Origin of the sequence: Pseudoalteromonas sp. UCD-33C, from assembly GCF_001306895.1 — a bacterium.
Classification (GTDB): Bacteria; Pseudomonadota; Gammaproteobacteria; order Enterobacterales; family Alteromonadaceae; genus Pseudoalteromonas.
In genome coordinates, this window is record NZ_LJTB01000015.1 from 41,387 (window position 1) to 65,043 (window position 23,657).

Sequence of the window (23,657 nt, forward strand, 5' to 3'; positions counted from 1 at the left end):
TATGTCTTTAGGTTACTTGCTTTTACCATGACAACTCAGTAAGTTATTAAATAATATTAATAAAGTGAATGCTAACATGCGTCAGGAGCTTATTGAGCTAAAGCAGTATTTAATAAAAAAAGGCATTAAAAGAGAAACCTATGCGATTGATACTTTACCAAGAATTGAAGGGCATTGTATTTACGACGCAAAGAGTCATATTGAGGTCTTTTACTTCGAACGAGGGGTTAAGTTTCAGCAAAAAACATTCTCTGATGTTGAAGATGCGATAAGTTATTTTAAAGCAGAGTTACTTTCAGACCCCTTTGCAAAAAGTTAAGGACACGCTATGCGAATGGAAAATTTAGATATCAAATCAGAGCTTCACGGAGATGATGCCGCTAAAGTCGCATTTCAATGGTTAAAATGTTTTTGTCCGCATCTAACATCATTTTCCGAATTTGTTAAAGGGAAAAGCTATCTGTGGGATGAGCTCAAAGAGTTTACAAGCAATGATGAAGCATTGACTGACTTTAGCTCTCATCAGGCACTAAACTACTACATCATGCCTGACTACTTTAAACCAGGCGAAGATAGTATCTATGTCACAAATAAAAAACCACAAGGAAACTTGCATCGCCAAGACTTTCATGTTTTCCCAAAAAACTTTGCTTGGTCAATGGCTTTTACACATGAAGATGGTTGGCTCGGCCCAAAGTTTGTAAAATATACAAATTATCAACAGTTAAACAATTTAAATATAAAAGCGGTAAATGAAGTTGCTTCGTTAAAACAAAAATGGAGCGGTGGTTAGTTGCTTGCTTAATTTCTTAGTACCCAAATCCAATCATTTTGTGTTATCTTATTCATGCTTAATTCAGCACTATTAACAACATAAATCAGCAGACTAGATTAATTTGTTTGCTACAACACATATCAAAGGAAATGACAGTGTCAGAAAACGTATATCAAGCCCCAGAATCAAACCTTGCTACAGCATCAACAGAAACAACCACTTTAAGCATGAAAGAAATTTTGTTTTCTTTTAAAGGTCGTATTCCTCGTAAGACCTATTGGTATTCTTTCTTAGGTATTATTGTAGCTTCATTTGTTTTTATGTTCGTAGTTGCATTATTCACAGGTGGTAATGAAACAGCAATCTCTGTGATCACACTAATCTTTTATATCCCACTTATGTGGGTTTCGCTTGCGGTTCAAGTAAAGCGCTGGCATGACCGTAATAAATCAGGTTGGTGGGTATTGATTGGCTTAGTTCCAGTTATTGGTGGTATCTGGGCGTTAATCGAAAATGGCTTTTTAGCAGGTGATGAAGCTGAGAACCGTTTCGGTCAACCTACTAGCTTATAAGCTATACTGTGTGCTCTGAATATCAGAGCACACAGTAAACTTACCCAATGAAGCATTTCACTACGATTCAAATAGCTCGATTTATTATCAGCTTTAGTTGGCTTTATCATGGGCTGATGCCAAAACTTATTCACATAGCCCCCCTTGAACTAAAAATGACAGCCAGTTTTGGTTTTAATGCTGAAATTTCAACACTTATTACCCGAGCAGCTGGCATTGGTGAAATTATATTTGCCGTGCTGTTTTTTATTTTCTATCGTTCAATCTTAATCAATATTCTCAATATAGCTGCTTTAGTTGGGCTAATGCTGTTTGTTGCTGTTTTGCAGCCCGCACTGTTAGTCGAAGCGTTTAATCCTGTGACTACAAACATTGCTTTGATCGCCTTTAGCCTCGTATTAATTAAAGAACTCAAAGAACCACAGCTCAATGCTTAATACGCCGCACCAGTCACCAATAACTCAATTTACGAAAAAGAAGAAAAAAAATTTTTATCTTCTTATTTATTTTTTATAGGGTTAGTACAGATTATTGCCGCATTCTATTTTTTGGATTTGCCTATAAAAGAACAACTAATAGATGAGCCGGGCGTAGTACAACGCTTTTATGATTCACATAGAAATTGTGGCAAATTTAAATGTAAACTCATGACAGTTGTTGGTACTGAGAAGACGACTACATTCCTTAGACCAACTAACTTACCAATTAGCTTAAATGATAACGTTCATATTTTGGCTTCGTATGATAAAAGTGCCGAAGCGTATAAAGTCCATCAATTAAAACTTAATGGTAAGATGATTCAAAGTTATGAACAGGCGCTATTTAAAAGCAACATAGCTCGTATATTGCTTGGTATTTTTGGTCTGATTTTGATTGCTTTTAGTTTAATCAACAAGTTTAAAGCTAAACCGAATAACAACGCTTAATTTCATCAATCATGGCATTTGCTAAAGGCGAGCTGGCATTTGTTTTTGAGGTGATCAATACCACTGGAATATCGTAGTGATATTTGTTTGGCTGGATAGCTTTAAAAATTCCTTTTTCGACCCAGAACTGTGCGTAGTGATCGGGTAAATAACCAATAAACTCACCCGATAAAATCAAATGTGCAATACCTTCATCGTGATAAGCAACAGCACTATTTTGATAGTTTAAACCGTCGTTTCGGCTTTCTTTATCGCGCATGTAGTTACTGGTAATGACTTCGGCTTCTTTAATGAGCTCATTGATTTGTTTGTCATCACACTCAAATAATGGGTGACCGACTGCGCAATACAAAAAGTTAGTTTCGTTATGTAGGGCGGTGTAATTAAGTCCGCGAATATGATGGCGGCTAACGCCAATCCCCACTAATGAGCGGCCATTGGCTACTGAGGTTTCTACCTCTCGTGCCTCGCACACATTAATATCAAACTGAATGTTTTTACCTTTGCCTTTTAATCTTGCTATCGCGCGGGGAATGGCACAGCGTGGGTCGCTGACCATGGTATCTATCATGGCAATACTTAAACGTCCCGATAACTCGTTTTTAGAGCTGGCTACGGTATTAGCAAAGGCTTCGCATTGCTGAAGCAGTTCAATTGATGCCTGATAAGTGATGGCGCCAGCGTCTGTAATTTCAAAACCACTGCGGCCACGTTTACATAATTTAATACCAAGCCTTACTTCTAAATCAGATAAATGCGCACTGATGGTTGAGCGGCCAATATTCAAACGTGACTCTGCGGCTGAAAGCCCGCCACACTCAACAATTGCTACAAAAACGCGCAATAAGCGCAGGTCTACGTCATGAACTTGCATAGCTCTTCTTTTAGTTCGATAAATCTGGAATGAATAACGATAATTATGCATTTGTAAAACAACTAGAGCAAGCTAGACTCCATCTAAATAAAACTTAATCCTGTTCTTTAGGAGTTATAAATGACATTTAAGTATGGTGTTGACCAATTAACGTTAGACAGCGTTAATGCTATTGCAGCCGGTACGTTACAGGCAGAGCTTTGCCAAGAAGCAATTGATAAAATTAATAAAAGCCGCCAAAACGTAGACAAAATGGCTGCCTCAGATAAAGCCATTTATGGTATCAATACGGGCTTTGGCCCATTGTGTGATACACAAATTTCTCCAGAAGAAACCAACTTATTACAAAAGAACTTATTGATCACACACGCTGTTGGTGTGGGTGAGCCAATCGCTAAACCTATTTCAAAGCTGATGCTTATCACCAAAGTACATGCATTAAGCCAAGGTTTTTCGGGTATTCGTTTAACCGTTGTTGAGCGTATGCTTAAGTTTATTGAACTTGATATTATCCCTGTTGTACCAGAGCAAGGCTCAGTTGGCGCGTCGGGCGACTTAGCACCGTTATCGCACTTATTCTTACCTCTTTTAGGTGAAGGTGAGTTTTGGGTAAACGACACAATCAAGCCAGCAGCAGACGTATTAAAAGAGCACGGTTTAGCGCCTTTAGATTTACATGCTAAAGAAGGCCTAGCATTAATTAACGGTACTCAATTTATTTTATCGCATGCCATTACTGCGCTTACTAAAATGCGTTACTTATTAGACCTTGCAGATATCGCAGGTGCTATGAGTATTGAAGGTATGCAGGGTAGCGAATCGCCGTTCCGTGAAGAGTTACACGCAATTCGTGCTTTTAAAGGTAACGTTGAAGTTGCAGCACGTATGCGTAGCTTTTTTGCAGGCTCTGAAAACATGGCTTCACACACTGATTGTGACCGTGTTCAAGACCCTTACTCATTACGTTGTATTCCACAAGTTCATGGTGCATCACGTAACGCGTATTACCACTTAAAAGAGCTTGCTGAAACAGAAATGAACTCTGTTACAGATAACCCAATTGTGATCAGTGAAGAAGAAGCAATTTCGGGTGGTGGCTTCCACGGCCAACCACTTGCTATGGTTTTAGATTACGCTTCAATCGCAGCGGCAGAGCTTGGTAACATTGCTGATCGTCGTTGTTACTTACTGCTTGAGGGCTTACACGGCTTACCACGTTTGTTAACGACATCGGGCGGCCTAAACTCTGGCATGATGATCCCGCAGTATGTGACTGCGGCATTGGTAACAGAAAATAAATCATTGTGTTTCCCGCCATCAGCAGACAGCGTACCAACATCAATGGGCCAAGAAGATCACGTATCTATGGGTAGTATCTCTGGTCGTAAGTTAAACCAGATTTTAGGTAACCTTGATAAAATCTTTGCTATTGAGTTGATGTATGCAGCGCAAGCAATCGAATTTAGACGTCCTAACAAGTGTTCAGACATCATTGAAGAAAACTTTGCGCTAATTCGCAGCAAAGTTACCAAACTAGAAGAAGACCGCTTACTTAAGCCAGACATCGACGCTATGGTAGAACTTGTTAAATCGCAAGCGTTTAAAGTTAACTAAGGGAGCAAATAATGACTTTTCAAGAACAAATTAAGCAAGGTATCCCAAGCGTATTGCCAGAGCCAAAACCGTATCCAAGTGATGCAAACCGTGCTCCAAAACGTAAAGACATTTTATCGGCTGACGAAAAGCAATTAGCTATTCGTAACGCATTGCGTTATTTCCCTAAAGAATGGCACAAAGAATTAGCCGCTGAATTTGCCGCTGAGCTTAAGCAATTTGGCCGTATTTACATGTATCGCTTTAAGCCTAACTATGAACTTAAAGCGCGCTCAATTAGCGATTACCCGGCTAAATGCGAACAAGCTGCCGCTATCATGTTAATGATCGACAATAACCTTGATCCTGCAGTAGCACAGCACCCTGAAGAGCTAATCACTTACGGTGGTAACGGTGCGGTATTCCAAAACTGGGCGCAGTACTTATTAACTATGAAGTACTTAAGCGAAATGGAAGAAGACCAAACGCTACACATGTACTCGGGTCACCCTATGGGGTTATTTCCATCATCAGTTGAAGCACCGCGCGTGGTTGTAACAAACGGTATGATGATCCCGAACTATTCAAAGCCGGATGACTGGGAAAAATTCAATGCACTAGGTGTAACTCAATACGGTCAAATGACTGCAGGTTCATTTATGTACATTGGCCCACAAGGTATTGTTCACGGTACAACTATTACGGTAATGAATGCATTCCGTAAAGTACTGGAAAAAGGCGAATCACCAAAAGGTAAGATCTTCTTAACTGCTGGTTTAGGCGGTATGAGTGGTGCTCAGCCTAAAGCGGGTAATATTGCTAACTGTATTACCGTATGTGCCGAGGTTAACCCTAAAGCAGCTATTAAGCGTCATCAACAAGGCTGGGTTGATGAGCTAATCGATAACATGCCAGAGCTTGTTGAGCGTGTACGTACGGCTCAGCAAAATGAAGAAGTGGTTTCAATTGCCTTTATCGGTAACGTGGTTGATGTTTGGGAAAGCTTCTTAGCAGAAGATATTTTCATTCACTTAGGTTCAGACCAAACTTCACTTCATAACCCTTGGTCAGGCGGTTACTATCCGGTTGATATCAGCTATGAAGAGTCAAATCGTTTAATTCGTGAAGAGCCAGAAGTATTTAAAGAAAAAGTACAAGCGACGCTTAAACGCCACGCCGATGCTGTTAACAAGCACACGGCAAAAGGTACTTACTTCTTTGATTACGGTAATGCGTTCTTGCTAGAAGCATCACGCGCTGGTGGCGATGTAATGGCTGAAAACGGTATTGATTTTAAATACCCATCGTACGTACAAGATATTCTTGGCCCAATGTGTTTTGACTACGGTTTTGGCCCGTTCCGCTGGGTATGTACGTCAGGTAAACCAGAAGATCTTGATAAAACAGATGCGATTGCTGCAGACGTTTTAAATAAAATCATGGCGGACTCGCCTGAAGAGATCCAACAGCAAATGCAAGACAACATCACGTGGATCAAAGATGCGAAGCAAAACAAACTGGTTGTTGGTTCGCAAGCTCGTATTCTTTATGCAGACGCACAAGGCCGCGCTGAAATCGCTAAAGCCTTTAATGATGCCATTAATCGTGGTGAAATTGGTCCGGTTGTACTTGGGCGTGACCACCATGACGTAAGTGGTACGGATTCACCTTTCCGTGAAACATCAAACATTTATGATGGTAGCCGCTTCACCGCAGACATGGCGATTCACAATGTAATTGGTGATGGTTTCCGTGGTGCTACTTGGGTATCTATCCACAACGGTGGCGGTGTTGGCTGGGGTGAAGTGATCAACGGTGGTTTTGGTATGCTACTAGATGGTAGTGAAGCTGCCGAGCGTCGTTTGAAATCTATGCTATTATTTGATGTAAACAACGGTATTGCTCGTCGTAGTTGGGCGCGTAACGAAGAAGCTAATTTTGCGATTAAACGTGAAATGGCTCGTACCCCTAAACTTAAAGTGACCTTGTCTAATAACGTTGATGATGAAGTTTTATCAAACTTAGATTTCTAAGTTGTGTCAATGCAAAAAGGCCATGTTGTAAGCGCAACATGGCCTTTTTTATTGCCAAAAATTATTAAATAGCGCATCGTTTAGGGAATAAATTTTTAGCTTAGCGAATAAGGAGATAGATATGACTAAAACACTTACTGGTGGATGCTGCTGCGGTGAAGTGAGTTTTAAAGTCGCTGATAACTTTAGGCGTTTTTTCTTCTGTCATTGCGAACAATGCCGCAAACTAACTGGCACTGCTCACGCTGCAAATTTGTTTACCTCGCCTGATGCTATCGAATGGATTAAAGGTCAACATCACATCACGCGGTTTAATTACCCTGGTCGTGCATTATCTAGGGCGTTTTGTAAAACCTGTGGCTCAGCGCTGCCATTTGAATCACAAGACAGTAAATACCTACTTGTACCCGCAGGCAGTTTAAATGAAGAGCCAAGTAAAGAATTAGACGCGCAAATTTTCTGCGAAGAGCAAACCGAATGGCATAAAAAAGGTTTAAATGGCAAAAAGTTGATTGGTTTTGGTCGCGATTAAGTCTGATAAAAGAGTAAAGTTAGCAAGGTACGAGAGTAAAGGTAGCGAGGTACGAGAGTAAAGGTAGCGAGGTACGAGAGTAAAGGTAGCGAGATACGAGAGTAAAGGTAGCGAGATACGAGAGTAAAGGTAGCGAGGTACGAGAGTAAAGGTAGCGAGGTACGAGAGTAAAGTTAGCGTGATACGAGAGTAAAGTTTGCGAGGTACGAGAGTAAAGTTTGCGAGGTACGAGAGTAAAGTTAGCGACATGCAAGGGTAAAGTTAGCGAGATACGAGAGTAAAGTTAGCGAGATACGAGAGTAAAGTTAGCGAGATACGAGAGTAAAGTTAGCGAGTTACAAGTTTGTAGGAGGCGTTTTAACGCCGAACAAGTAGCAGCGATTTTACATCGCGTCCCAGAGCCTAGATCCTAGTGTCTTATGTTTTCAATCTTAGGCTTGAAACTTGTTTCGCGCGATATTATGTAGGTCGTGCTTTAGCGCGTAAGGTATAAATTTAAAGGTTAATGCACAAATGGATTTAGATGAATTAAATGCTTACCTCGCAAGGTTGCATGGGCTGGCAACAGTTGAAAAAATTAATGTACCAACAGAACAAGCTTCTGGTTCCTTAAAAATAAAGTTTAATGGTGATATTGGTACTAGAGACAACGGGGAAATAGAAGTAGAGTTTTTAGATGTTGATTCTTTAAGTTTAGCATTTAGTTTAGTTGGGCCTATTAAAATTGTTATCGCAAATGAGCTTGTATCAAGCTACCTAAATGAGAATTACCTAGAAACAAATTTTAACTTTTATCAATTAATTGATGATGTAGGAGTTAAATGGTGGATATACGCTAAAAACTTTAGAGCAAAGAAATTGCCTGCTTTTTACAAATAATGTTTAAATTTTATAGTTTATTTTCGACCGTAAAAAATTACTTAAATCAAAGGTTATCATGAACGAACAAGATCAGGTTGCTTTAAACAACATTGAACACTTTGGATGCCATGTATTGAAAGTTATGGAAGGGGAAGATGCGCCTGAATTTACTTACTCAATTGGTATTAATAAAAAACAGAAGAAACCGGACTTAATCATTCTAGGTTTAGATAATTCATTGGCTCACTCAATGATTAATAACTACAAAGATAGATTACTTAAAGGTGAGGTTTTTGAAGTAGGTAAATTTTATAGTGATTTTCTTGAAGGCTTCGATGTGACTTTCATCGATGTAGATAGTTCACATTATAAAGAATACTTAGGTTATGGCCTGTGGTTACATAATGGAAGTAATTTTAAGATGCTTCAAATGGTATGGCCAACAACAAAAGGTTTATGGCCATGGGATGAAGGTACTTCTGATTATTATCAATGGGCACAACCTATATTAAATAAGACAGGAATAATCGAAAAAGTTTGTTTGTAGGAGGCGTTTTAACGCCGAACAAGTAGCAGCGATTTTACATCGCGTCCCAGAGCCTAGATCCTAGTGCCTTATGCTTTCAATCTTAGGCGTGAAACTTGTTTCGCGCGATATTATGTAGGTCGTGCTTTAGCGCGAGAAAAGAGAATTTAGAGAGATACTAGAGTAAAGTTTGACCAGTTAGTCTAGTTTGATTAATCTGTAAAACACATTTTAAAAGGAGGTTTAATATGTTTAAAGTTTTAACCTTAGCTGCTTTAGTCTCGTTAGCTGTACCTACAAACGCAAATGAAATTACAGCTGAGTTTCTTAAAAAAGAGCTTGAACTTGCTCATTCTCAGTACATCAAAGGTTCGAGTGATAGTGCGCTTTATGCGTTAAATGCACTTACAAGAATTCTTGAGCTTGATAGCGCTAAAGCGCTGCATACAGAGGTAGGCCCTAACAATCTTGCTTTTACTTATCTTCGCATTGGTCTCATTTATGAGCATGAAGGTGATCAGCAGCAAGCCAACAGCTACTATGCAAAAGCGATTAATGCTCAACAAGGCGAAAAACTTCAGCTTGCAGAGCTTAAAGCTTATGTAACTAAATTAGATAAATCAGTGAAAAGCTAGCGAGTTACAAGTTTCTAGGAGGCGTTTCAACGCCGAACAAGTAGCAGCGATTTTATATCGCGTCCCAGAGCCTGAATCCTAGTGCCTAATATTTTTTCACGCTTTTGTAGGTCGTGCTCTAGCGCGTTTAAAGTGTAAAGTTAGCCGGTAGCGTTTTAGCGCCGAATAACTAAGAATCACGGTCCAATCCGTTCCTTCGAGTCCAATAAAAAACACTGTAAATTATGAATGAATTGATAGAGATAGGTTTGAGCACAGTAAAGCAATATCCGTCTTTACCGTTTTCGATTTACTGCGCTAATGATGAACAGCACATTGTTAATGTGCCTATCGCAAACCCGTTACTTGTCGTTGTATTATCTGGTAGCAAAACGCTAATAGATACAGAAGAAGTTAACTGCTATGCAGGTGATTTTGTTTTTATGGCAAATACACCACAGGTTGCAATGCGCAATATTCCACAAAACTTTGGCTATATTGCGCTATTGATTGAATTTGATTACACCGACTTTGAGTGTTTGAAATATCGAGCCGGCGCAAAGAAAAAGTTTATTAAAGGGCAAGTTGATCCGCTGTTTAAAATGACCTTAAAACAATTTATTGAATGGGCTGCAGTAACACCACCACAATTATGGCCAATTAGAAGACAAGAGCTGCTGCAAGTGCTATTTTCTCAGGGCTTTAAAGATTTAGGGGCAATTATTGAGCCGCCAACACTGACTCACAAAGTACATACTATCATCGCTAGTGATTTAACGCGTGATTGGGATGCAAGCAGTATTGCAGCTACGTTAGCGATGAGCGAATCGACACTCAGAAGAAAGTTAACCGCAGAAGACAGTAGTTTTCAGTTAATTAAAGATAACGCGCGTTTAAGCCATGGACTACACCTGATTCAAAGTAGCTCACAGTCTATTGGCACCATTGCACAGCAATGTGGTTTTTCGTCGCAATCTAGATTCACCGATAAGTTTAAACTTTTGTTTAATACGACTCCAACAGCCCTTCGTAAAACAATAATGAGCGAAGCAGGCTAATAATTGACAGTTTTAGTACTAATTTGATCTGTCTTTGCTAGGTATTATGATTATTCTTATTAGTCGGAGAGTATTATGAAATCATCAACATTGAAAATTGCTACACCGTTATTTCTGCTATGTTTATCTGGCACCACATTCGCTGAGACATTTACTCTAACAAGCAAAGACATTGCCCATGGTGACTTTATGGAGAGTGCGCAAGAGTTTAAAGGGTTTGGTTGCAATGGCGATAACCTTTCTCCACAACTCGCGTGGCAAAATGCACCTAAAGGAACTGAAGCATTCGCATTGACCGTTTATGATCCTGATGCGCCTACAGGCAGTGGCTGGTGGCATTGGCAAGTTGTGAATATCCCTAAGTCGGTATCAAGTTTAGCAAGCGGTGCAGGCAGTGCAGAGAAGAACGCAATGCCAAAAGGCAGTGTGCAGATCACAAATGATTATGGTTTCAAAGGCTTTGGCGGCGCTTGCCCTCCAGAAGGCCATGGCGCTCACAGATATCAATTTACACTACATGCGTTATCACAAAAGCTTGAATTACCAGAGAACGCATCAGGCGCGTTGGCAGGCTATATGATTAATGCCTATTCGCTTGATTCAGCAACAATTGAAGCGCTTTATAAGCGTTGAGAGAGTTAACGAGATACGAGAGTAAAGTTAGCGAGATACAAGTTTGTAGGTCGTGCTTTAGCGCGTTAAAAGGGTAAGGTTAGCCAGTTTCGAGGGTAAAGCTTGTAGGAGGCGTTTCAACGCCGAACATCTAGGGTTCACGGCTGAAGCCGCTCCTACGTGAAAATTTCCACAGTTTTTGTCGCCATAAATGGCGACCTACAAGGGCACCATCGTAGGCGTGAGACTTGTTTCGCGCGTTTTCATGTAGGTCGTGCTTTAGCGCGTTAAAAGGGTAAGGTTAGCCAGTTTCGAGGGTAAAGCTTGTAGGAGGCGTTTTAACGCCGAACATCTAAGGTTCACGGCTGAAGCCGTTCCTACGTGAAAATTTCCACGGTTTTTGTCGCCATAAATGGCGACCTACAAGGGCACTCGAAGGCGTGAAATTTGTTTAGCGCGTTAAAAGGCTAAAGCTAGCGAGTTACAAGTTTCTAGGATACGTTTCAACACCGAACAAGTAGCAGCGATTTTACATCGCGTCCTAGAGCCTAAATCCTAGTGCCTAATGTTTTCTAAAGTAGGCGTGAAACTTGTTTCGCGCGTTTGTTTTTAAATAGTTGCGTCGGAAAGACGCCGCTGCTTGTGAAACTGTATAGGCTCTAACATCTTGACTCGCATCTCGCATCTCGCATCTCGCATCTCGCAACTTTAATCTTCTTTCTTTGCTTTTTTTGCGAGAATTTCAACTTCGGCTTTTTCGGTTACGCCTGCCATACTAAGGGCTGTGCTGCCTACTGATTCATATTCAAGTTTGATTTTATCAAGTTTAGCGTCGTTTTTGTCTGGCAAATTTAAGCTACGTGATGACATTCCTTTGGTTAAAACACCTAGGTTATCAAATACTTTTTCTTCACCGTTGTTCATAACGACTTTAATTTTCTTAAGATTCACAGTGCCATGGGTGCACTTAACTTTAATATGGCTGTAGTGGCTGCTGGTGATAGGGTTAACGGTATCGGTTTCGCTTTTGTAGCTGACCTTTTTCTCTGCGATTGTTTTCCAATCGTTATCACTAGCTAGGCTTTGAGTACTGGTTAAGGCCAAAAATGTGGTTAAAGCGATGAGTTTGACTATTTTCATTTGATTCCCTCCAAAAATTATCATCATTAAAATTTATAGCATATAAACAGATTGGTTGCCTATGCAAAGTTCATAAAATAGAACCAAAAGCATTTTTTAATCGTATTAACTAATACGTTATAAATTCACCAACCTTAATCAGCATGCTATGCTAGTAAAGTGTCTATAAGTTTATGGATTTTCAATGAGATATTACTTTTGTTTAATGGCTTTTTTACTATCGACCTCGTCAATTGCCAGCGCTCTGCTGGATGTAAAGCCGAGCAATAAAACACAGTTTTTGGCTCTGATAAAAGACAAACAAGGTGATTACAAAACAAAAGAAGGCAGTGATGCGGTTTGTCAAAACGCATCTTTTTCATTGATAAAAGAACCAACGCAAGGCTTTACCTTAGGGACGTTAATCGATTTTAGTGACTTACACAACGGCACGCAGGTAAAGAAGATACCTAACTTTTGCGTTGTCAGTTCGAAGTTAAAATACTTTGTAGATGGCATTGTTAGAACCAAGCGATATTTTCGCTGTGATAATGAAGACGACAACGGTTCAACAACTGAAGATCTGCGTTTTAAAGAGAACGGCAGTATTACTTACACGCTGAATAAACCTGAAGTCTCATGTGTGTTCGAGAAGCAATGAAATTCCATCTAACTAATGAATTTTAAAAGCCAAATTCGAAGGCAACTTGTCATATCCGTAGACATAAAAAAAGCAGCCTAGGCTGCTTTTTTAAGTTTTAGCAAATTACATTTGAGATTGCAGGTAATTCTCAAGCCCTGCGGTTTTGATTAACTGCTGCTGTGTTTCAAGCCAATCAATCTGTTCTTCTTGCTCATTTAAGATGTTATCTAGCGCTTCACGGCTGATGTAATCTTTTTTCTCTTCAGCAAGTTTAATTGCCGCTTTAAGATCAGGTAGAGAATCAAGTTCAAAGCTCATGTTAGCCTCGATCATTTCTTCAGAGTTTTCACCAATACGTAGGCGACCTAAATCTTGTAGGTTTGGTAAACCTTCTAAAAACAAAATACGCTCAATTAAACGGTCGGCGTTTTTCATTTTTTGAATAGATACTTTGTAATCAGCTTTGTCTAGTTTTGAAAAGCCAAAATCTTTAAACATACGAGCGTGTAAAAAGTATTGGTTAATACCTACTAATTCATTCGCTAATACTTTATTAAGTGCAGCAATGACGCTTTTATCGCCTTTCATACAATTAGCCTCTATTCGCCCATTTGAGATTGATGGTAGTTTTGGCTACCAATTTTGTCGATTAGACCAAGCTGTTGTTCTAACCAGTAAACATGATCTTCTTCTGTATCAAACAATAGCTTTTCAAGCACTTCGCGTGATTGATAGTCTTTTTCTTGTTCACAGATAGCAATTGCTTCTTTAACACAATCAACCACTTCTAGTTCAAGTGTTAAATCGTTTTGCATCATGCTTTTCACGTCTGAGCCAATTAATAGATCACGACGCTTAGTCATGTTTGGTACGCCTTCTAAAAACAGAATACGTTTGATCAACCAATCAGCGTGATCTTTTTCTTCTTCCATTTCGTGGTTAAGACGCTCATACAGCTTATTTAGGCCCCAATCATCATACATACGAGAATGAATAAAGTATTGATCTATAGCGGCTAATTCGTTTGCGAGTAGTTTGTTAAAACTATCGATGACTTTTTGGTTACCTTTCATAATGCTGTCCTCGAATTCCAAGTTGCGGTAATTGTAGTATATAAAAACAAGATTGCAAACTTTTTCCTTTGTAAATCAGTTGTTTACTATTGAGTGTGATTCTCGTTTAAGTTTGCGTTAATGGTTGATAAATGAACAATTTATCGTTTCTATTCTTAAATAAAAAAAGCCCTTACTAAGAAGGGCTTGTTGTTCTAAACAAAATTTAACTTAGAAACTATAGGTTGCACCAAGTGTAACAGTGGTACCTAAACCTTTAATGTTATAGCCACCGTAGGTGTATGACTGGGCACGGGCAGGGTAGTAATCATTGTTAAATAGGTTTTCTACGCCCATAAACGCTTGCCAGTTCTCGCTAAAGTTATAACGACCGCTTAGGTTAAATAGGTTGTAACTGCTAATTGGCCCTTGGTCGCCAACATAGTCGCCGTCTGCATTTGGTTCAAAGCGTTTGCGTGAACCCACATATAAATAACTCACCGTAAGTGATAACTCATCATTAGGCTGCCAGTTTAAGTTAGCAGTGCCTTTTGGTGGGCTTATTTGGCGCGAACCTAAGTAAATGTCGTCTTCGGTGTTTTTACCTTCAACATAGCTGTAAGTTGCAACCAGTTTTAGAGTTGGGTTAATTTTATAATCAACTAATGTTTCGTAACCCCAAATCTCTTGCGGTGCACGTACCGGCTCATAAACACCGGTTACTTCATTAAAGCTATTCGTGGTGCCAAACTCTGATGTACTGCGGTAAGCTGCAAATTCAAAACGTAAGTCATCAAACTGTGAGGTAAAACCAATTTCATAGTTATCGATGATTGATGCTTCTGTTTGAATTAGACCAATATCATTCACCGTTGCTGAACGTAGTAGGCGGCCAATATCTGAGATATCAGACCCTTGTGAATAATTGGCAAATGGGCTGAAAGCCTCAAGTAAATTGTATTTAACACCTACATTATAGGTGGTTGCATCGTAATCAATGGTGTCGCCTTTTACGCTAAGTGGCACAGAGCACTGGGTTTCTGAACGGCAAAGCTTTAAGGTATTGTAATCATCAACGGTTAAATCAATGCTCTCTTGGCGCACACCCGCTTTAATGACTAAATCATTATCGATTACCCATTTTGTTTGTAAAAAGCCAGCAAGGCTTTCCATATCCATTTCTGGTACCCAAACACGACCATCAACAAGTGGCTGTGAAGTCACGTCATTTAGAGCATCTAGGCCATAAATAAAGGTCGCTTCAACATTGTCAAAATCAACAAGAGTATTAAAGGTAGCCCGTGCACCTTTCTTTTCAGAGCGAATAATTGATTGGCCGCCTTCATAGCCTTCGTCTGGGTTAGCTAGGTTTGTAGAAAAGAAAAACACATTCTCGATATCTTGCATGTAAAGGTCGAGCGTCATTTGTGTATTAGTAAACAGGGCGTAGTCTGTGTACTTTAAGGTAATGTTTTCGTTACCATCTGGGCCTTGTGGTTTACCTTGCTTTTGCAGCTCTTTAGGTACATGAATAGCATACGTTTTTTCGCCATCATTTAGGTTACCAACTACGTCACCTAAATCGGTTTTTTGTTGAGAGCTAAAGTAGTTATAGCTAAATTGCAGTTGCTTCTCATCGTCAAAGTCATAACCAAGTTTGGTGAAGTAGTTTTCTGTTACTGCATCAGATAAACCATACTGTAAGCCAAGAATATCGCCTTCGGCATCACGTTGAACGCCATTTTCTTCGTAACTTGCAGTAAATAAATAGCTGAGTTTATCTGCTCGGCCATTAACCGCAGCAGAGACTCGCGCACCAGCGCTTTCTTCTAACTTAACTGCACTAAAGCGTGAAGATAGGCTGATCTCACCTTCTGGCTGACCATCACTTGTAGCCTGCTTTGTGATGTAGTTAATAATACCGCCCGATGCACCATTACCATAAACAGAGGTAGCACCTTTGATCACTTCGATACGCGCAATGGCACTTGGGTCGAGTGTTTTAACTCCTAATGAGCCGTTTCTGAGTGGTGTAGATTGTGGCACACCATCAATCATCACAAGTGGTGCACGGCCACGTAAACTCTGGCCTGTATTACTCGAACTACCTGTATCTGGTGCAAGGCCTGGTACCATTTGCGCAAGTAAGCTTTGTAGTTCTGGATTAACTTTTAAATGCTCTTCAATTTGCTTTTGGCTAATAATCGTGACAGAAGCGGGTACTTCATCAATGCTTTCAAATACACGGCTGCCTGACACAACAACGTGTTCCATTTCTTCTGCGGTAAGTTTTTTATTGATGGCATCATCAGCAAATGCCTGGCTGCTAATTGCAATAGCGACCAGAGTCAGTGAAGTTTTTAACATGTTTATCCTTGTTAAATCGGTATTTATTATGTGATTGTGCGGCAGTCTAAATGTAAAGAAGTGTAAAGGCAAGGCTAATGATAATTATTTGCAATAAATTGTTGTGTTGTTTTGTACCTACTTATTTGAATTAGTTATTAAGCAAATAGCGATTAGGAATAGCAGGACAGTAGCTGTGTTTTAGCTGGCGCTAGTTTAAAAAACGTTTTAAGTCGTCTGGAATAGGCATTGGTTTGAAAGGGCTAACATTAGTACCGCCGGTATTACCGAGTGGGACCCAAATATGCGAAAATACAATTGAAGCTGCCATGCGAGCAAACTGACCAATTATTTCCTTGGCATTATGGGTTTTAAAACCAATTTTACACATCCACCAATGTGAGTAAGTATGCGCAATGATATAGCTTTGACCCAGTATATGAGCCCGCTCTAGGTGATAAAAAGCGGTTGTGTAATCTGCTTTCTTATAACTAGTTTTAGCCAATATCATTTCGGTGTTAAAGGCATTTTTGAGCTCAATATTCATGGCGAATGGTATTTTCGATAAATTATTTATTTGTAATGCCGTTTGTACCAAAAGTAAACACCTGAAATCGTGAAAAATAACGGTGACAAAGCAAATAGTAACCACAGTAGTTGCACAATAGGGCCTGCAAAATCACCAATATGAAACTTATATTTAAAGTTCCATGTTTGCGTGGTCCAAGAACTTTGGCTGGCATCATAGCTTGCAACAATATCTGCTGAATATGGGTTTGCCCATACCCAACTATAGGCATGGCTTTCACCTGGGTTCTCTATTCTAAAACCAATGTTATCAGTTGGCTTTTTCGGTAAATAAATTCTAAATAACTTACCTTCAGGAAATACAGTTTGTGCGTTATCAAACGCTTTTTGCACTTGAAAAGGCGTATCCGTTAAAGGGGGAACAACTGCTGGCGGTTTTGGTCTATCTTCAACTGTGCCTTGCATCACAAATTCTAATACGGCTTTGGTTTGTGGTTTCCAGTTAAACGCCATACCTGTGTAAGCAATTAAAATAAGTGGAATTAAAAAATACACACCCAGAACGGTATGTAGCTGATACATCAGCACTCTAAATTTTGCTTTACGTTTAATAGCCAAGCGTTTGATACGATTTTTTGGTTTAACCCAAATATAAAAGCCGAGCAGAATTTCAATAATAAGAATAAGCGCACACACCGATACCCAGTTTCTTAGCGGGCGGTTTTTATCGCCATCTTCATAAAGCAGCCAGCGGTGCAAAGCCATGGTAAAGCCATAAATCGTAGTGTAGTAATCGTACTCATGTAACACTTGACCGTTGTATGGATTAACACTGACATAGCGGTTGTTTGCCAACTGTAATTGCCAGGCGAGATCACTTCGCTGTTCAGGCATTAACAGGGTAACGGGTTGTTTGGTGGAAGCTGAAACATGTTTTATGAGGCTATCAAAATCAAGTGCTGAAGCCGCTGGCTTTACAGTCCATTTATCGCTTTGAGTAAGGTATTGAATATCTTTTGCGTAAATAAGCAACGCACCGGTCAAACTTAAACACATTAAAAATAAACCGCTTACTAAGGCAAGCAATAAATGCGTACGACGTAACCACAACTTCAACAAGGTTAGTTCCTTCAGTTTACTGTTAAAACAAAACTGAATGGTAAATGATAACGCGTAACATTTACACTAAAACTTGTTCTATGGTGCAGCTTTCAATTGCAAAGTTATCATGCAAAAAGTGACGTATTTCGTCGTTATTGATGTTGTGCTTGGCACTAAACTTGAGCTCGCAATGAACGTGATGATCATCTATTTGCCATGTTTTGAGGTAATCAACATCAGTGATTGCAAATTGGGCTTTAAGCTCATTAATAGCTTCTATTAAAGCAAAATTATCAGGGGCTGCTTGCATCAAAATTTTACTGCTCGCTATTAACAACAAAACACCATGGTAAATGACATACACAGAAATCAGCATAGTGGCAATTAAATCAACAATATACCATTGATAAAGAATGATTAAGGTACCTGCTATAATCACCACCACAGAAGCTAATGCATCAGACACATTATGTATAAACGCAGCACGAATATTCATACTGTCTTTTGCGCCTGCTTTGTAAGTTAAAAGGGCGGTGACAAGATCAACAACCAGTGCAAACCCTGCAACCCAAATGATGATCCAACCATCAATAGGCTCTGGGTTTAAATAGTTGGAGATGGCTTCAACAATTAGGTAACCACCAATCACAATTAAACTTAAGCTGTTAAATAAGGTTGCTAAAATTTCAGCGCGTTTGTAGCCGTATTGATAACGATCGTTGGCAGGTTTGGCACCAATTTTTCGGGCAATTAGGGCAATGAATAACGACGAGGCATCACTTAAATTATGCAGTGCGTCAGCAATTAACGATAAACTGCCAGAAACGAGGCCGCCAATCACCTGAGCGACAGTTAATAACACATTGATTGCAACTGCCAGCATGAGTTGGCGGGTGCTTTGGTTATTTGTATCGTGATGATGGTGGTGTCCGTGTCCCATAAAAATACCGAGTTATTGATTTGCTTTATTTTTATACCATGCGTGCCGTGGTATTGAAATGTTTGTAATGATTTGTTCGTGTGCGGATTATAATTTACTGTTCAAATGCCGGTGGATTTGTTAATTTAGCGCCGTTGTACCATTTTTAGTTCTAATTTTTAGGCTCAATGTGAAAGCTGCATTTATTATTTTGATTAGCGTATTATTGCTCCAACCATTGCTGGATAGCTTTGATGTGGCCGATCATAATGCTGCGTTTAATCACACCTCGGTACTGCTATCAGAAGAAATTGACCTTGAAGCCCATTGCGCAGCCAATGGCGACCACCTGTTACATCAATCAGAGCATGCCGAGCTTAGCAAACAGTTGTCTGACTCAGCCGAAAAAGGCCATTGCCATGTTTGTCACAGCCCAGCGTTTGTTGATTCGCTGCAATTGTCTGAACCTACTGATATCTACTTTACTAAAATTGAATCACTTGTTTTCAACTTCAAATCGGCTGACTTAGCACCGCTTCATCGCCCACCTATTTTAGCTCTTACTTAATCCAAAACCCTTTTTAGATTTTATTTGGGCTTAGCCCATTTTAAGTAAGAGACACTATATGTATTTAAGAAATTTTATGCGTTACGCATTGCTGTGCGTATGCTATATGATTGTGACAAATATTTATGCGACAGAACAAGCGCATAACCACCAAGAAAATGAGCAAGCTGAACATGCTAATGAAGTCAGTTTAACTGAGCAGCAACAGCAACTTGCTAATATCAAGGTTGAGCGCCTTGTACTGAAAAAACACAAGCAAACCTTGTATGCACCGGGCGAAATTAAAGCCAATGGCTATGCCAGTTATGTGGTGTCACCGCGTGTTGATTCTATCGTTGTAAAACGCCATGCCTTATTAGGGCAGCATGTAAATAAAGGAGACTCTTTAGTTACTTTATTTAGTGGCGAAGTGGCCAGCCAGCAAACTGAATTTAGATTAGCAGAAGCCGAGTGGCAACGCGTTACTAAAATGACCCCGGGCACAGTCAGCGAAAAGCAAATCTTAACTGCCAAAGCCGAGTATGAAGTGGCTTATAGCCGTTTAGTTGCCTTTGGTTTATCAAAACAAGCTATTGCACAAACACTCACCATAAGCCCAGAAAAACTCGGTGAATATACCTTGTTTGCACAAACATCGGGAGCTGTTTTAACCGATAACTTTGCTCAAGGTCAGCGAGTTGATTCGGGGATTGAGCTAATGCTAATAGCCGATGAATCTGCACTTTGGGTTGCTGCTCAGCTTTCAGCTAATCAAGACCGTACTATCAGTAATGGCTCTACGGCGCTGTTAGAAGTTAACGGTAATCGCTATCAAGCAAGGGTTATTCAAGAAGCACATACCATTGATGAACAAACACGCTCACGAACCGTTAGGCTCGAGGTAAAAAACACGCAGCATAGTTTGCACCCTGGCATGTTTGCGGATGTGTATTTTCATTTTGAAACAGAGCAAGTGGTTCTTGCCGTACCTGAAAACGCATTAACACGCAGTGCAGATGGTGACTGGCAATTGTTTGTCGTTGATGACGATGGTGGCTTTGCTGCCCAAGAAGTAACCCTTGGCAGAAGTTTTGGTGATTATCGCGAAGTGTTAGGTATTAAAGCCGGGCTTGAAGTTGTCACACAAGGTGCTTTTTTTATTGCATCACAGCTAGCTAAAGGCGGATTTGATCCGCATAACCACTAGAGGTGACGCATGTTTAATTTATTAATTGAGGCGGTGATAAAGAACCGTCTACTGGTGGTATTGGCCTTACTTGCAGCGATTGCAGTGAGTGCATTTATGATCCCAAAACTTAATTTAGATGCTTTTCCTGATGTGACGAATGTGCAAGTTGCAGTGAATACCGAAGCACCAGGGCTTGCGGCTGAAGAAGTAGAGCAACTGATCACATACCCGATAGAAGCAGTGATGTATGCACTTCCCGATGTCGAGCAGGTGCGTTCTATTTCTAAAACGGGGTTATCGGGTGTCACTGTGGTATTTAAAGAAGGTGTTGATATTTACTTTGCTAGGCAACTGGTTTTTGAGCGTTTGCAGTCTGCTAAAGAGTTGATCCCAGCTGGTGTTGGTATGCCAACCATGGGCCCTAATACATCAGGGCTTGGACAAGTCTATCAGTATTTACTTGAAGCAAAACCTGATGCCAACATAGATAGCATGGCACTGCGTAGCTTAAATGATTGGGTGGTTAAATTACTTATATTACCCATTGATGGTGTTACCGATATTCTGTCATTTGGCGGTGAGGTTAAGCAGTATCAAGTGAACATAAACCCCAATAAGTTACTTGCTTATGACCTAACACAGCAAGATGTTAGTGAAGCTCTAGATGCTAACAACAGTAATGTGGGTGGCTGGTACATGAACCGTGGTCAAGAGCAGCTTGTTATTCGTGGTACAGGTTGGTTTACCCCAGGCGAAAAAGGGCTTGCTGAGATTGCGCAAACACCTATCAAAACCATTGATGGTACAGTCGTTAAAGTGGCTGATGTTGCAAATGTTGAGCTTGGTAGTGAAATTCGCCAAGGTGCTGTCACCTTGTCAAAACGTGATGAGCAAGGCGAAATAGTCAATCGTGGTGAAGTTGTAACAGGTATCGTGCTGAAAAGAATGGGGGCAAATACCAAGCAAACGATTGATGGCATTAACGCGCGTATCGAGATGATAAATCAAGCACTGCCAAAAGGGGTTGAATTTAAAGCCATTTACGACCAAGCAGAGCTTATTAGCCAAGCGGTACAAACGGTTATTGATGCACTGCTTTTAGCTTTTGTATTTATTATCATTGTATTAGCGCTATTTTTGTTGGATTTAAGAGCAACATTTTTGGTGTTGTTGTCGATCCCTATTTCGATTGGCTTAGCACTGAGTGTAATGGCATGGCTTGGCTTGTCGGCAAACTTAATGTCGTTGGGTGGGATTGCTGTTGCCATTGGTATGCTGGTAGATGGCTCAGTTGTGATGGTTGAGAATGTATTTAGGCACTTAGGGCTTAAGCATAATCAACATAAGCCTTCTTCGGAGCTGGTGGCTATTGCTGCAAAAGAAGTGGCACGGCCTATCTTTTTTGCCTCTTTGATCATTCTAACGGTATTTTTACCGTTGTTTAGCTTTGAAGGCGTTGAGGCGAAGTTGTTTCAGCCAATGGCAGTGAGCATCATGTTGGCAATTATTAGTGCTGTGATCGTTGCCTTGGTTGTAGTGCCAGCTCTGTGTGTGTACTTATTTGCTAAGGGCGTGACAGTAAAACAAAGTATTTTGTTAAAACCTATCGATATGCTTTATCAACGGGCTTTACAAAAAGCATTGCAGGCTAAGCGTAGCGTTTTAGCTATAGCAGGGTTATTACTGATTATAGCGGCCGTTATGCTACCTAGGCTGGGTACGGAATTTGTGCCAGAGCTTGAAGAAGGCACTATTAACCTACGTGTGACACTTGCTCCATCAGCAAGTCTCGATACGGCAATCTCAGTGGCGCCTAAGCTTGAAGCCATGTTGCTTGAATTTAGTGAGGTTGAATATGCGCTGAGCCGAATCGGTAGGGCTGAAGTGGGGGGAGATCCTGAACCAGTTAACAACATTGAGATCTATTTAGGCCTAAAGCCACACGAGCAATGGGTAAACGCGAAAACGCGGGTCGAATTACAGCAGCTAATGGAAGCTAAGCTTGAGCAATTTCCGGGGCTTTTGTTTAACTTTTCACAGCCTATAGCAACCCGAGTAGATGAGCTTTTATCCGGTGTTAAAGCGCAATTGGCCATTAAGTTATTCGGTAGTGACTTAGCCGTTTTAACTGAAAAAGGCCAACAAATTGAGCAGTTAGTTCAGCAAATACCTGGCGCTAAAGATGTCGCGATGGAGCAAATAGGCGGCGAAGCACAACTGATAGTTAAACCTAACCGTTTAGCGCTGTCGCGTTTTGGTTTATCGGTGGCTGATTTGATGGATGTAGTTCAGCACGGTATTGGCGGGCAATCTGCAGGGCAAATCATCAATGCCAATGAGCGCTATGATATTTATGTGCGTATAGCAAAAAGCTTTCGGCAAAACCCAAATGTGATTGCTGATCTTAGATTGCAAACCCCCACGGGTGCCGTTGTAAGGGTGGGGGATGTAGCCGATGTACAAATTGAGTCTGGTGCTCCACAAGTCCGTCGTGATGATGTTCAAAGACGGGTGGTTATTCAAGCGAATGTACAGGGGCGAGATATGGGCTCTGTAGTTGCAGATATTCGCGCTACCATTGCCGATAAAATGCAGCTACCTAGTGGTTACAGTGTGGCGATTGGCGGTCAGTTCGAAAACCAACAACGGGCACAACAGCGGCTGATGATAGTAGTGCCTTTAGCCTTGTTACTCATTGCGTTATTACTTTATTTTGCTTTTAGTAACCTTTCGCAAGTGGTGCTGATTCTTGTCAATGTTCCTTTGGCAGTGATTGGTGGGGTGATTGCATTGTATGTGTCAGGACAATACTTATCTGTACCCAGTTCAGTAGGGTTTATCACACTATTTGGGGTTGCGGTATTGAATGGTGTGGTGATGGTCGAAAGCATTAATCAAAGGGTTAGTGCAGGAGATAGCAAAGATAAAGCAGTATTTGAAGGCGCTGTTTCAAGGCTAAGACCCGTACTGATGACCGCACTTACTTCAATGCTTGGACTAATTCCAATGCTCCTAAGCACAGGAATAGGCGCCGAAATACAAAAGCCCCTTGCAACGGTTATTGTTGGCGGCTTGGTCAGTGCAACCTTCTTAACTTTATTTGTACTTCCGGTACTTTATAAGTCGATGAGTAAATAAAGCATAATGGGGCTAACTTTTAGTAGCCCCTTCTTAATGCCGTGTATTTCTGTAAAGGGCGTTTACACCATGCTTAAGCCCTTATAAACTGGGCGTTAC

The 23,657-nt window shown here is 40.5% G+C and carries 25 protein-coding genes; 17 read left to right on the forward strand and 8 right to left on the reverse strand.

Going from position 1 to position 23,657, the window contains the following annotated elements; genetic code table 11:
* Positions 1-76 precede the first annotated feature (76 nt).
* The 5 genes from AOG26_RS18455 (at position 77) to AOG26_RS18475 (ending at position 2,273) form a co-directional block, all read left to right on the forward strand.
* A complete protein-coding gene (locus AOG26_RS18455; RefSeq protein WP_054563821.1) occupies positions 77-319 on the forward strand; it encodes a hypothetical protein in 243 nt (80 codons plus the stop codon).
* 15 nt (positions 320-334) lie between these two features.
* A complete protein-coding gene (locus tag AOG26_RS18460) occupies positions 335-793 on the forward strand; it encodes a hypothetical protein (RefSeq protein WP_054563822.1) in 459 nt (152 codons plus the stop codon).
* A 137-nt stretch (positions 794-930) separates the two neighbouring features.
* Positions 931-1,347: a DUF805 domain-containing protein gene (locus AOG26_RS18465; protein WP_082401739.1), complete on the forward strand. Its 417-nt coding sequence runs from the start codon at positions 931-933 to the stop codon at positions 1,345-1,347.
* Positions 1,348-1,394: 47 nt separating this feature from the next.
* Entirely contained in the window at positions 1,395-1,784 is a 390-nt protein-coding gene (locus tag AOG26_RS18470; RefSeq protein ID WP_054563824.1) for a DoxX-like family protein, read from the forward strand.
* 210 nt (positions 1,785-1,994) lie between these two features.
* The gene (locus tag AOG26_RS18475) at positions 1,995-2,273 is read left to right on the forward strand and encodes a hypothetical protein (protein ID WP_152966988.1); all 279 of its coding nucleotides are present in this window, start codon (positions 1,995-1,997) and stop codon (positions 2,271-2,273) included.
* Here AOG26_RS18475 and AOG26_RS18480 read toward each other — a convergent pair.
* Complete coding sequence (locus AOG26_RS18480) at positions 2,251-3,147, reverse strand: LysR family transcriptional regulator (protein WP_054563826.1); 897 nt, start codon at positions 3,145-3,147, stop codon at positions 2,251-2,253. The genes AOG26_RS18475 and AOG26_RS18480 overlap by 23 nt on opposite strands.
* A 120-nt stretch (positions 3,148-3,267) precedes the next feature.
* Between AOG26_RS18480 and hutH the strand changes: the two genes are divergently transcribed.
* The 8 genes from hutH to AOG26_RS18520 all read left to right on the forward strand — a co-directional run bounded on the left by hutH (position 3,268) and on the right by AOG26_RS18520 (position 10,997).
* Positions 3,268-4,761 carry a histidine ammonia-lyase gene (gene hutH, locus AOG26_RS18485; RefSeq protein ID WP_054563827.1) on the forward strand — a complete coding sequence of 498 codons (1,494 nt, stop codon included), beginning with the start codon at positions 3,268-3,270 and terminating at the stop codon, positions 4,759-4,761.
* Positions 4,762-4,772: 11 nt separating this feature from the next.
* The gene (locus tag AOG26_RS18490; protein ID WP_054563828.1) at positions 4,773-6,773 is read left to right on the forward strand and encodes a urocanate hydratase; all 2,001 of its coding nucleotides are present in this window, start codon (positions 4,773-4,775) and stop codon (positions 6,771-6,773) included.
* A 121-nt stretch (positions 6,774-6,894) separates the two neighbouring features.
* On the forward strand, positions 6,895-7,305 hold the full coding sequence (locus AOG26_RS18495) for a GFA family protein (protein WP_054563829.1): 411 nt from the start codon (positions 6,895-6,897) through the stop codon (positions 7,303-7,305).
* 513 nt (positions 7,306-7,818) lie between these two features.
* A complete protein-coding gene (locus AOG26_RS18500) occupies positions 7,819-8,184 on the forward strand; it encodes a hypothetical protein (protein WP_054563830.1) in 366 nt (121 codons plus the stop codon).
* 58 nt (positions 8,185-8,242) lie between these two features.
* Positions 8,243-8,713 (forward strand): DUF4262 domain-containing protein, encoded by a 471-nt coding sequence (locus AOG26_RS18505; RefSeq protein WP_054563831.1) that lies wholly within the window; start codon positions 8,243-8,245, stop codon positions 8,711-8,713.
* Between the two features lie 227 nt (positions 8,714-8,940).
* On the forward strand, positions 8,941-9,327 hold the full coding sequence (locus AOG26_RS18510) for a hypothetical protein (protein ID WP_054563832.1): 387 nt from the start codon (positions 8,941-8,943) through the stop codon (positions 9,325-9,327).
* 248 nt (positions 9,328-9,575) lie between these two features.
* Positions 9,576-10,364, forward strand: coding sequence for a helix-turn-helix transcriptional regulator (locus AOG26_RS18515; RefSeq protein ID WP_235575518.1), 789 nt, complete (start codon positions 9,576-9,578; stop codon positions 10,362-10,364).
* 75 nt (positions 10,365-10,439) lie between these two features.
* The gene (locus AOG26_RS18520; RefSeq protein ID WP_054563834.1) at positions 10,440-10,997 is read left to right on the forward strand and encodes a YbhB/YbcL family Raf kinase inhibitor-like protein; all 558 of its coding nucleotides are present in this window, start codon (positions 10,440-10,442) and stop codon (positions 10,995-10,997) included.
* Positions 10,998-11,684: 687 nt separating this feature from the next.
* Here the strand turns inward: AOG26_RS18520 and AOG26_RS18525 are convergent.
* Positions 11,685-12,116: a hypothetical protein gene (locus tag AOG26_RS18525; protein ID WP_054563835.1), complete on the reverse strand. Its 432-nt coding sequence runs from the start codon at positions 12,114-12,116 to the stop codon at positions 11,685-11,687.
* 184 nt (positions 12,117-12,300) lie between these two features.
* Here AOG26_RS18525 and AOG26_RS18530 point away from each other — a divergent pair, with 184 nt between their 5' ends.
* A complete protein-coding gene (locus AOG26_RS18530) occupies positions 12,301-12,756 on the forward strand; it encodes a hypothetical protein (protein WP_152966989.1) in 456 nt (151 codons plus the stop codon).
* A 105-nt stretch (positions 12,757-12,861) separates the two neighbouring features.
* Here AOG26_RS18530 and bfr (AOG26_RS18535) read toward each other — a convergent pair whose 3' ends face one another.
* The 6 genes from bfr (AOG26_RS18535) to AOG26_RS18560 all read right to left on the reverse strand — a co-directional run bounded on the left by bfr (AOG26_RS18535) (position 12,862) and on the right by AOG26_RS18560 (position 18,705).
* Positions 12,862-13,326 carry a bacterioferritin gene (bfr, locus tag AOG26_RS18535; protein ID WP_054552095.1) on the reverse strand — a complete coding sequence of 155 codons (465 nt, stop codon included), beginning with the start codon at positions 13,324-13,326 and terminating at the stop codon, positions 12,862-12,864.
* Between the two features lie 11 nt (positions 13,327-13,337).
* Positions 13,338-13,811 carry a bacterioferritin gene (gene bfr, locus AOG26_RS18540; RefSeq protein WP_054552096.1) on the reverse strand — a complete coding sequence of 158 codons (474 nt, stop codon included), beginning with the start codon at positions 13,809-13,811 and terminating at the stop codon, positions 13,338-13,340.
* Between the two features lie 210 nt (positions 13,812-14,021).
* Positions 14,022-16,157, reverse strand: a complete 2,136-nt coding sequence (locus AOG26_RS18545) for a TonB-dependent receptor (RefSeq protein ID WP_054563837.1) — start codon at positions 16,155-16,157, stop codon at positions 14,022-14,024.
* Positions 16,158-16,347: 190 nt separating this feature from the next.
* Positions 16,348-16,683, reverse strand: a complete 336-nt coding sequence (locus AOG26_RS18550) for a DUF3703 domain-containing protein (protein ID WP_054563850.1) — start codon at positions 16,681-16,683, stop codon at positions 16,348-16,350.
* Positions 16,684-16,709: 26 nt separating this feature from the next.
* Complete coding sequence (locus tag AOG26_RS18555) at positions 16,710-17,780, reverse strand: PepSY-associated TM helix domain-containing protein (protein ID WP_054563851.1); 1,071 nt, start codon at positions 17,778-17,780, stop codon at positions 16,710-16,712.
* A gap of 64 nt (positions 17,781-17,844) precedes the next feature.
* Positions 17,845-18,705, reverse strand: coding sequence for a cation diffusion facilitator family transporter (locus AOG26_RS18560; protein ID WP_054563838.1), 861 nt, complete (start codon positions 18,703-18,705; stop codon positions 17,845-17,847).
* Between the two features lie 169 nt (positions 18,706-18,874).
* Between AOG26_RS18560 and AOG26_RS18565 the strand changes: the two genes are divergently transcribed.
* The 3 genes from AOG26_RS18565 to AOG26_RS18575 are packed head-to-tail and all read left to right on the forward strand — an operon-like array spanning position 18,875 to position 23,558.
* Positions 18,875-19,252, forward strand: a complete 378-nt coding sequence (locus tag AOG26_RS18565) for a hypothetical protein (protein ID WP_054563839.1) — start codon at positions 18,875-18,877, stop codon at positions 19,250-19,252.
* 58 nt (positions 19,253-19,310) lie between these two features.
* On the forward strand, positions 19,311-20,438 hold the full coding sequence (locus AOG26_RS18570) for an efflux RND transporter periplasmic adaptor subunit (protein ID WP_082401741.1): 1,128 nt from the start codon (positions 19,311-19,313) through the stop codon (positions 20,436-20,438).
* A 9-nt stretch (positions 20,439-20,447) separates the two neighbouring features.
* A complete protein-coding gene (locus AOG26_RS18575) occupies positions 20,448-23,558 on the forward strand; it encodes an efflux RND transporter permease subunit (protein ID WP_054563840.1) in 3,111 nt (1,036 codons plus the stop codon).
* The last annotated feature ends 99 nt before the right edge of the window (positions 23,559-23,657 follow it).

What these genes read in the sequence shown, in the direction of transcription:
- AOG26_RS18455 (WP_054563821.1), top strand. Translation starts at nt 77, where the DNA reads ATGCGTCAGGAGCTTATTGAGCTAAAGCAGTATTTAATAAAAAAAGGC.
- AOG26_RS18460 (WP_054563822.1), top strand. Translation starts at nt 335, where the DNA reads ATGGAAAATTTAGATATCAAATCAGAGCTTCACGGAGATGATGCCGCT.
- AOG26_RS18470 (WP_054563824.1), top strand. Translation starts at nt 1,395, where the DNA reads ATGAAGCATTTCACTACGATTCAAATAGCTCGATTTATTATCAGCTTT.
- AOG26_RS18475 (WP_152966988.1), top strand. Translation starts at nt 1,995, where the DNA reads ATGACAGTTGTTGGTACTGAGAAGACGACTACATTCCTTAGACCAACT.
- AOG26_RS18480 (WP_054563826.1), bottom strand. Translation starts at nt 3,147, where the DNA reads ATGCAAGTTCATGACGTAGACCTGCGCTTATTGCGCGTTTTTGTAGCA.
- hutH (WP_054563827.1), top strand. Translation starts at nt 3,268, where the DNA reads ATGACATTTAAGTATGGTGTTGACCAATTAACGTTAGACAGCGTTAAT.
- AOG26_RS18490 (WP_054563828.1), top strand. Translation starts at nt 4,773, where the DNA reads ATGACTTTTCAAGAACAAATTAAGCAAGGTATCCCAAGCGTATTGCCA.
- AOG26_RS18495 (WP_054563829.1), top strand. Translation starts at nt 6,895, where the DNA reads ATGACTAAAACACTTACTGGTGGATGCTGCTGCGGTGAAGTGAGTTTT.
- AOG26_RS18500 (WP_054563830.1), top strand. Translation starts at nt 7,819, where the DNA reads ATGGATTTAGATGAATTAAATGCTTACCTCGCAAGGTTGCATGGGCTG.
- AOG26_RS18505 (WP_054563831.1), top strand. Translation starts at nt 8,243, where the DNA reads ATGAACGAACAAGATCAGGTTGCTTTAAACAACATTGAACACTTTGGA.
- AOG26_RS18510 (WP_054563832.1), top strand. Translation starts at nt 8,941, where the DNA reads ATGTTTAAAGTTTTAACCTTAGCTGCTTTAGTCTCGTTAGCTGTACCT.
- AOG26_RS18520 (WP_054563834.1), top strand. Translation starts at nt 10,440, where the DNA reads ATGAAATCATCAACATTGAAAATTGCTACACCGTTATTTCTGCTATGT.
- AOG26_RS18525 (WP_054563835.1), bottom strand. Translation starts at nt 12,116, where the DNA reads ATGAAAATAGTCAAACTCATCGCTTTAACCACATTTTTGGCCTTAACC.
- AOG26_RS18530 (WP_152966989.1), top strand. Translation starts at nt 12,301, where the DNA reads ATGAGATATTACTTTTGTTTAATGGCTTTTTTACTATCGACCTCGTCA.
- bfr (WP_054552095.1), bottom strand. Translation starts at nt 13,326, where the DNA reads ATGAAAGGCGATAAAAGCGTCATTGCTGCACTTAATAAAGTATTAGCG.
- bfr (WP_054552096.1), bottom strand. Translation starts at nt 13,811, where the DNA reads ATGAAAGGTAACCAAAAAGTCATCGATAGTTTTAACAAACTACTCGCA.
- AOG26_RS18545 (WP_054563837.1), bottom strand. Translation starts at nt 16,157, where the DNA reads ATGTTAAAAACTTCACTGACTCTGGTCGCTATTGCAATTAGCAGCCAG.
- AOG26_RS18550 (WP_054563850.1), bottom strand. Translation starts at nt 16,683, where the DNA reads ATGAATATTGAGCTCAAAAATGCCTTTAACACCGAAATGATATTGGCT.
- AOG26_RS18560 (WP_054563838.1), bottom strand. Translation starts at nt 18,705, where the DNA reads ATGGGACACGGACACCACCATCATCACGATACAAATAACCAAAGCACC.
- AOG26_RS18570 (WP_082401741.1), top strand. Translation starts at nt 19,311, where the DNA reads ATGTATTTAAGAAATTTTATGCGTTACGCATTGCTGTGCGTATGCTAT.
- AOG26_RS18575 (WP_054563840.1), top strand. Translation starts at nt 20,448, where the DNA reads ATGTTTAATTTATTAATTGAGGCGGTGATAAAGAACCGTCTACTGGTG.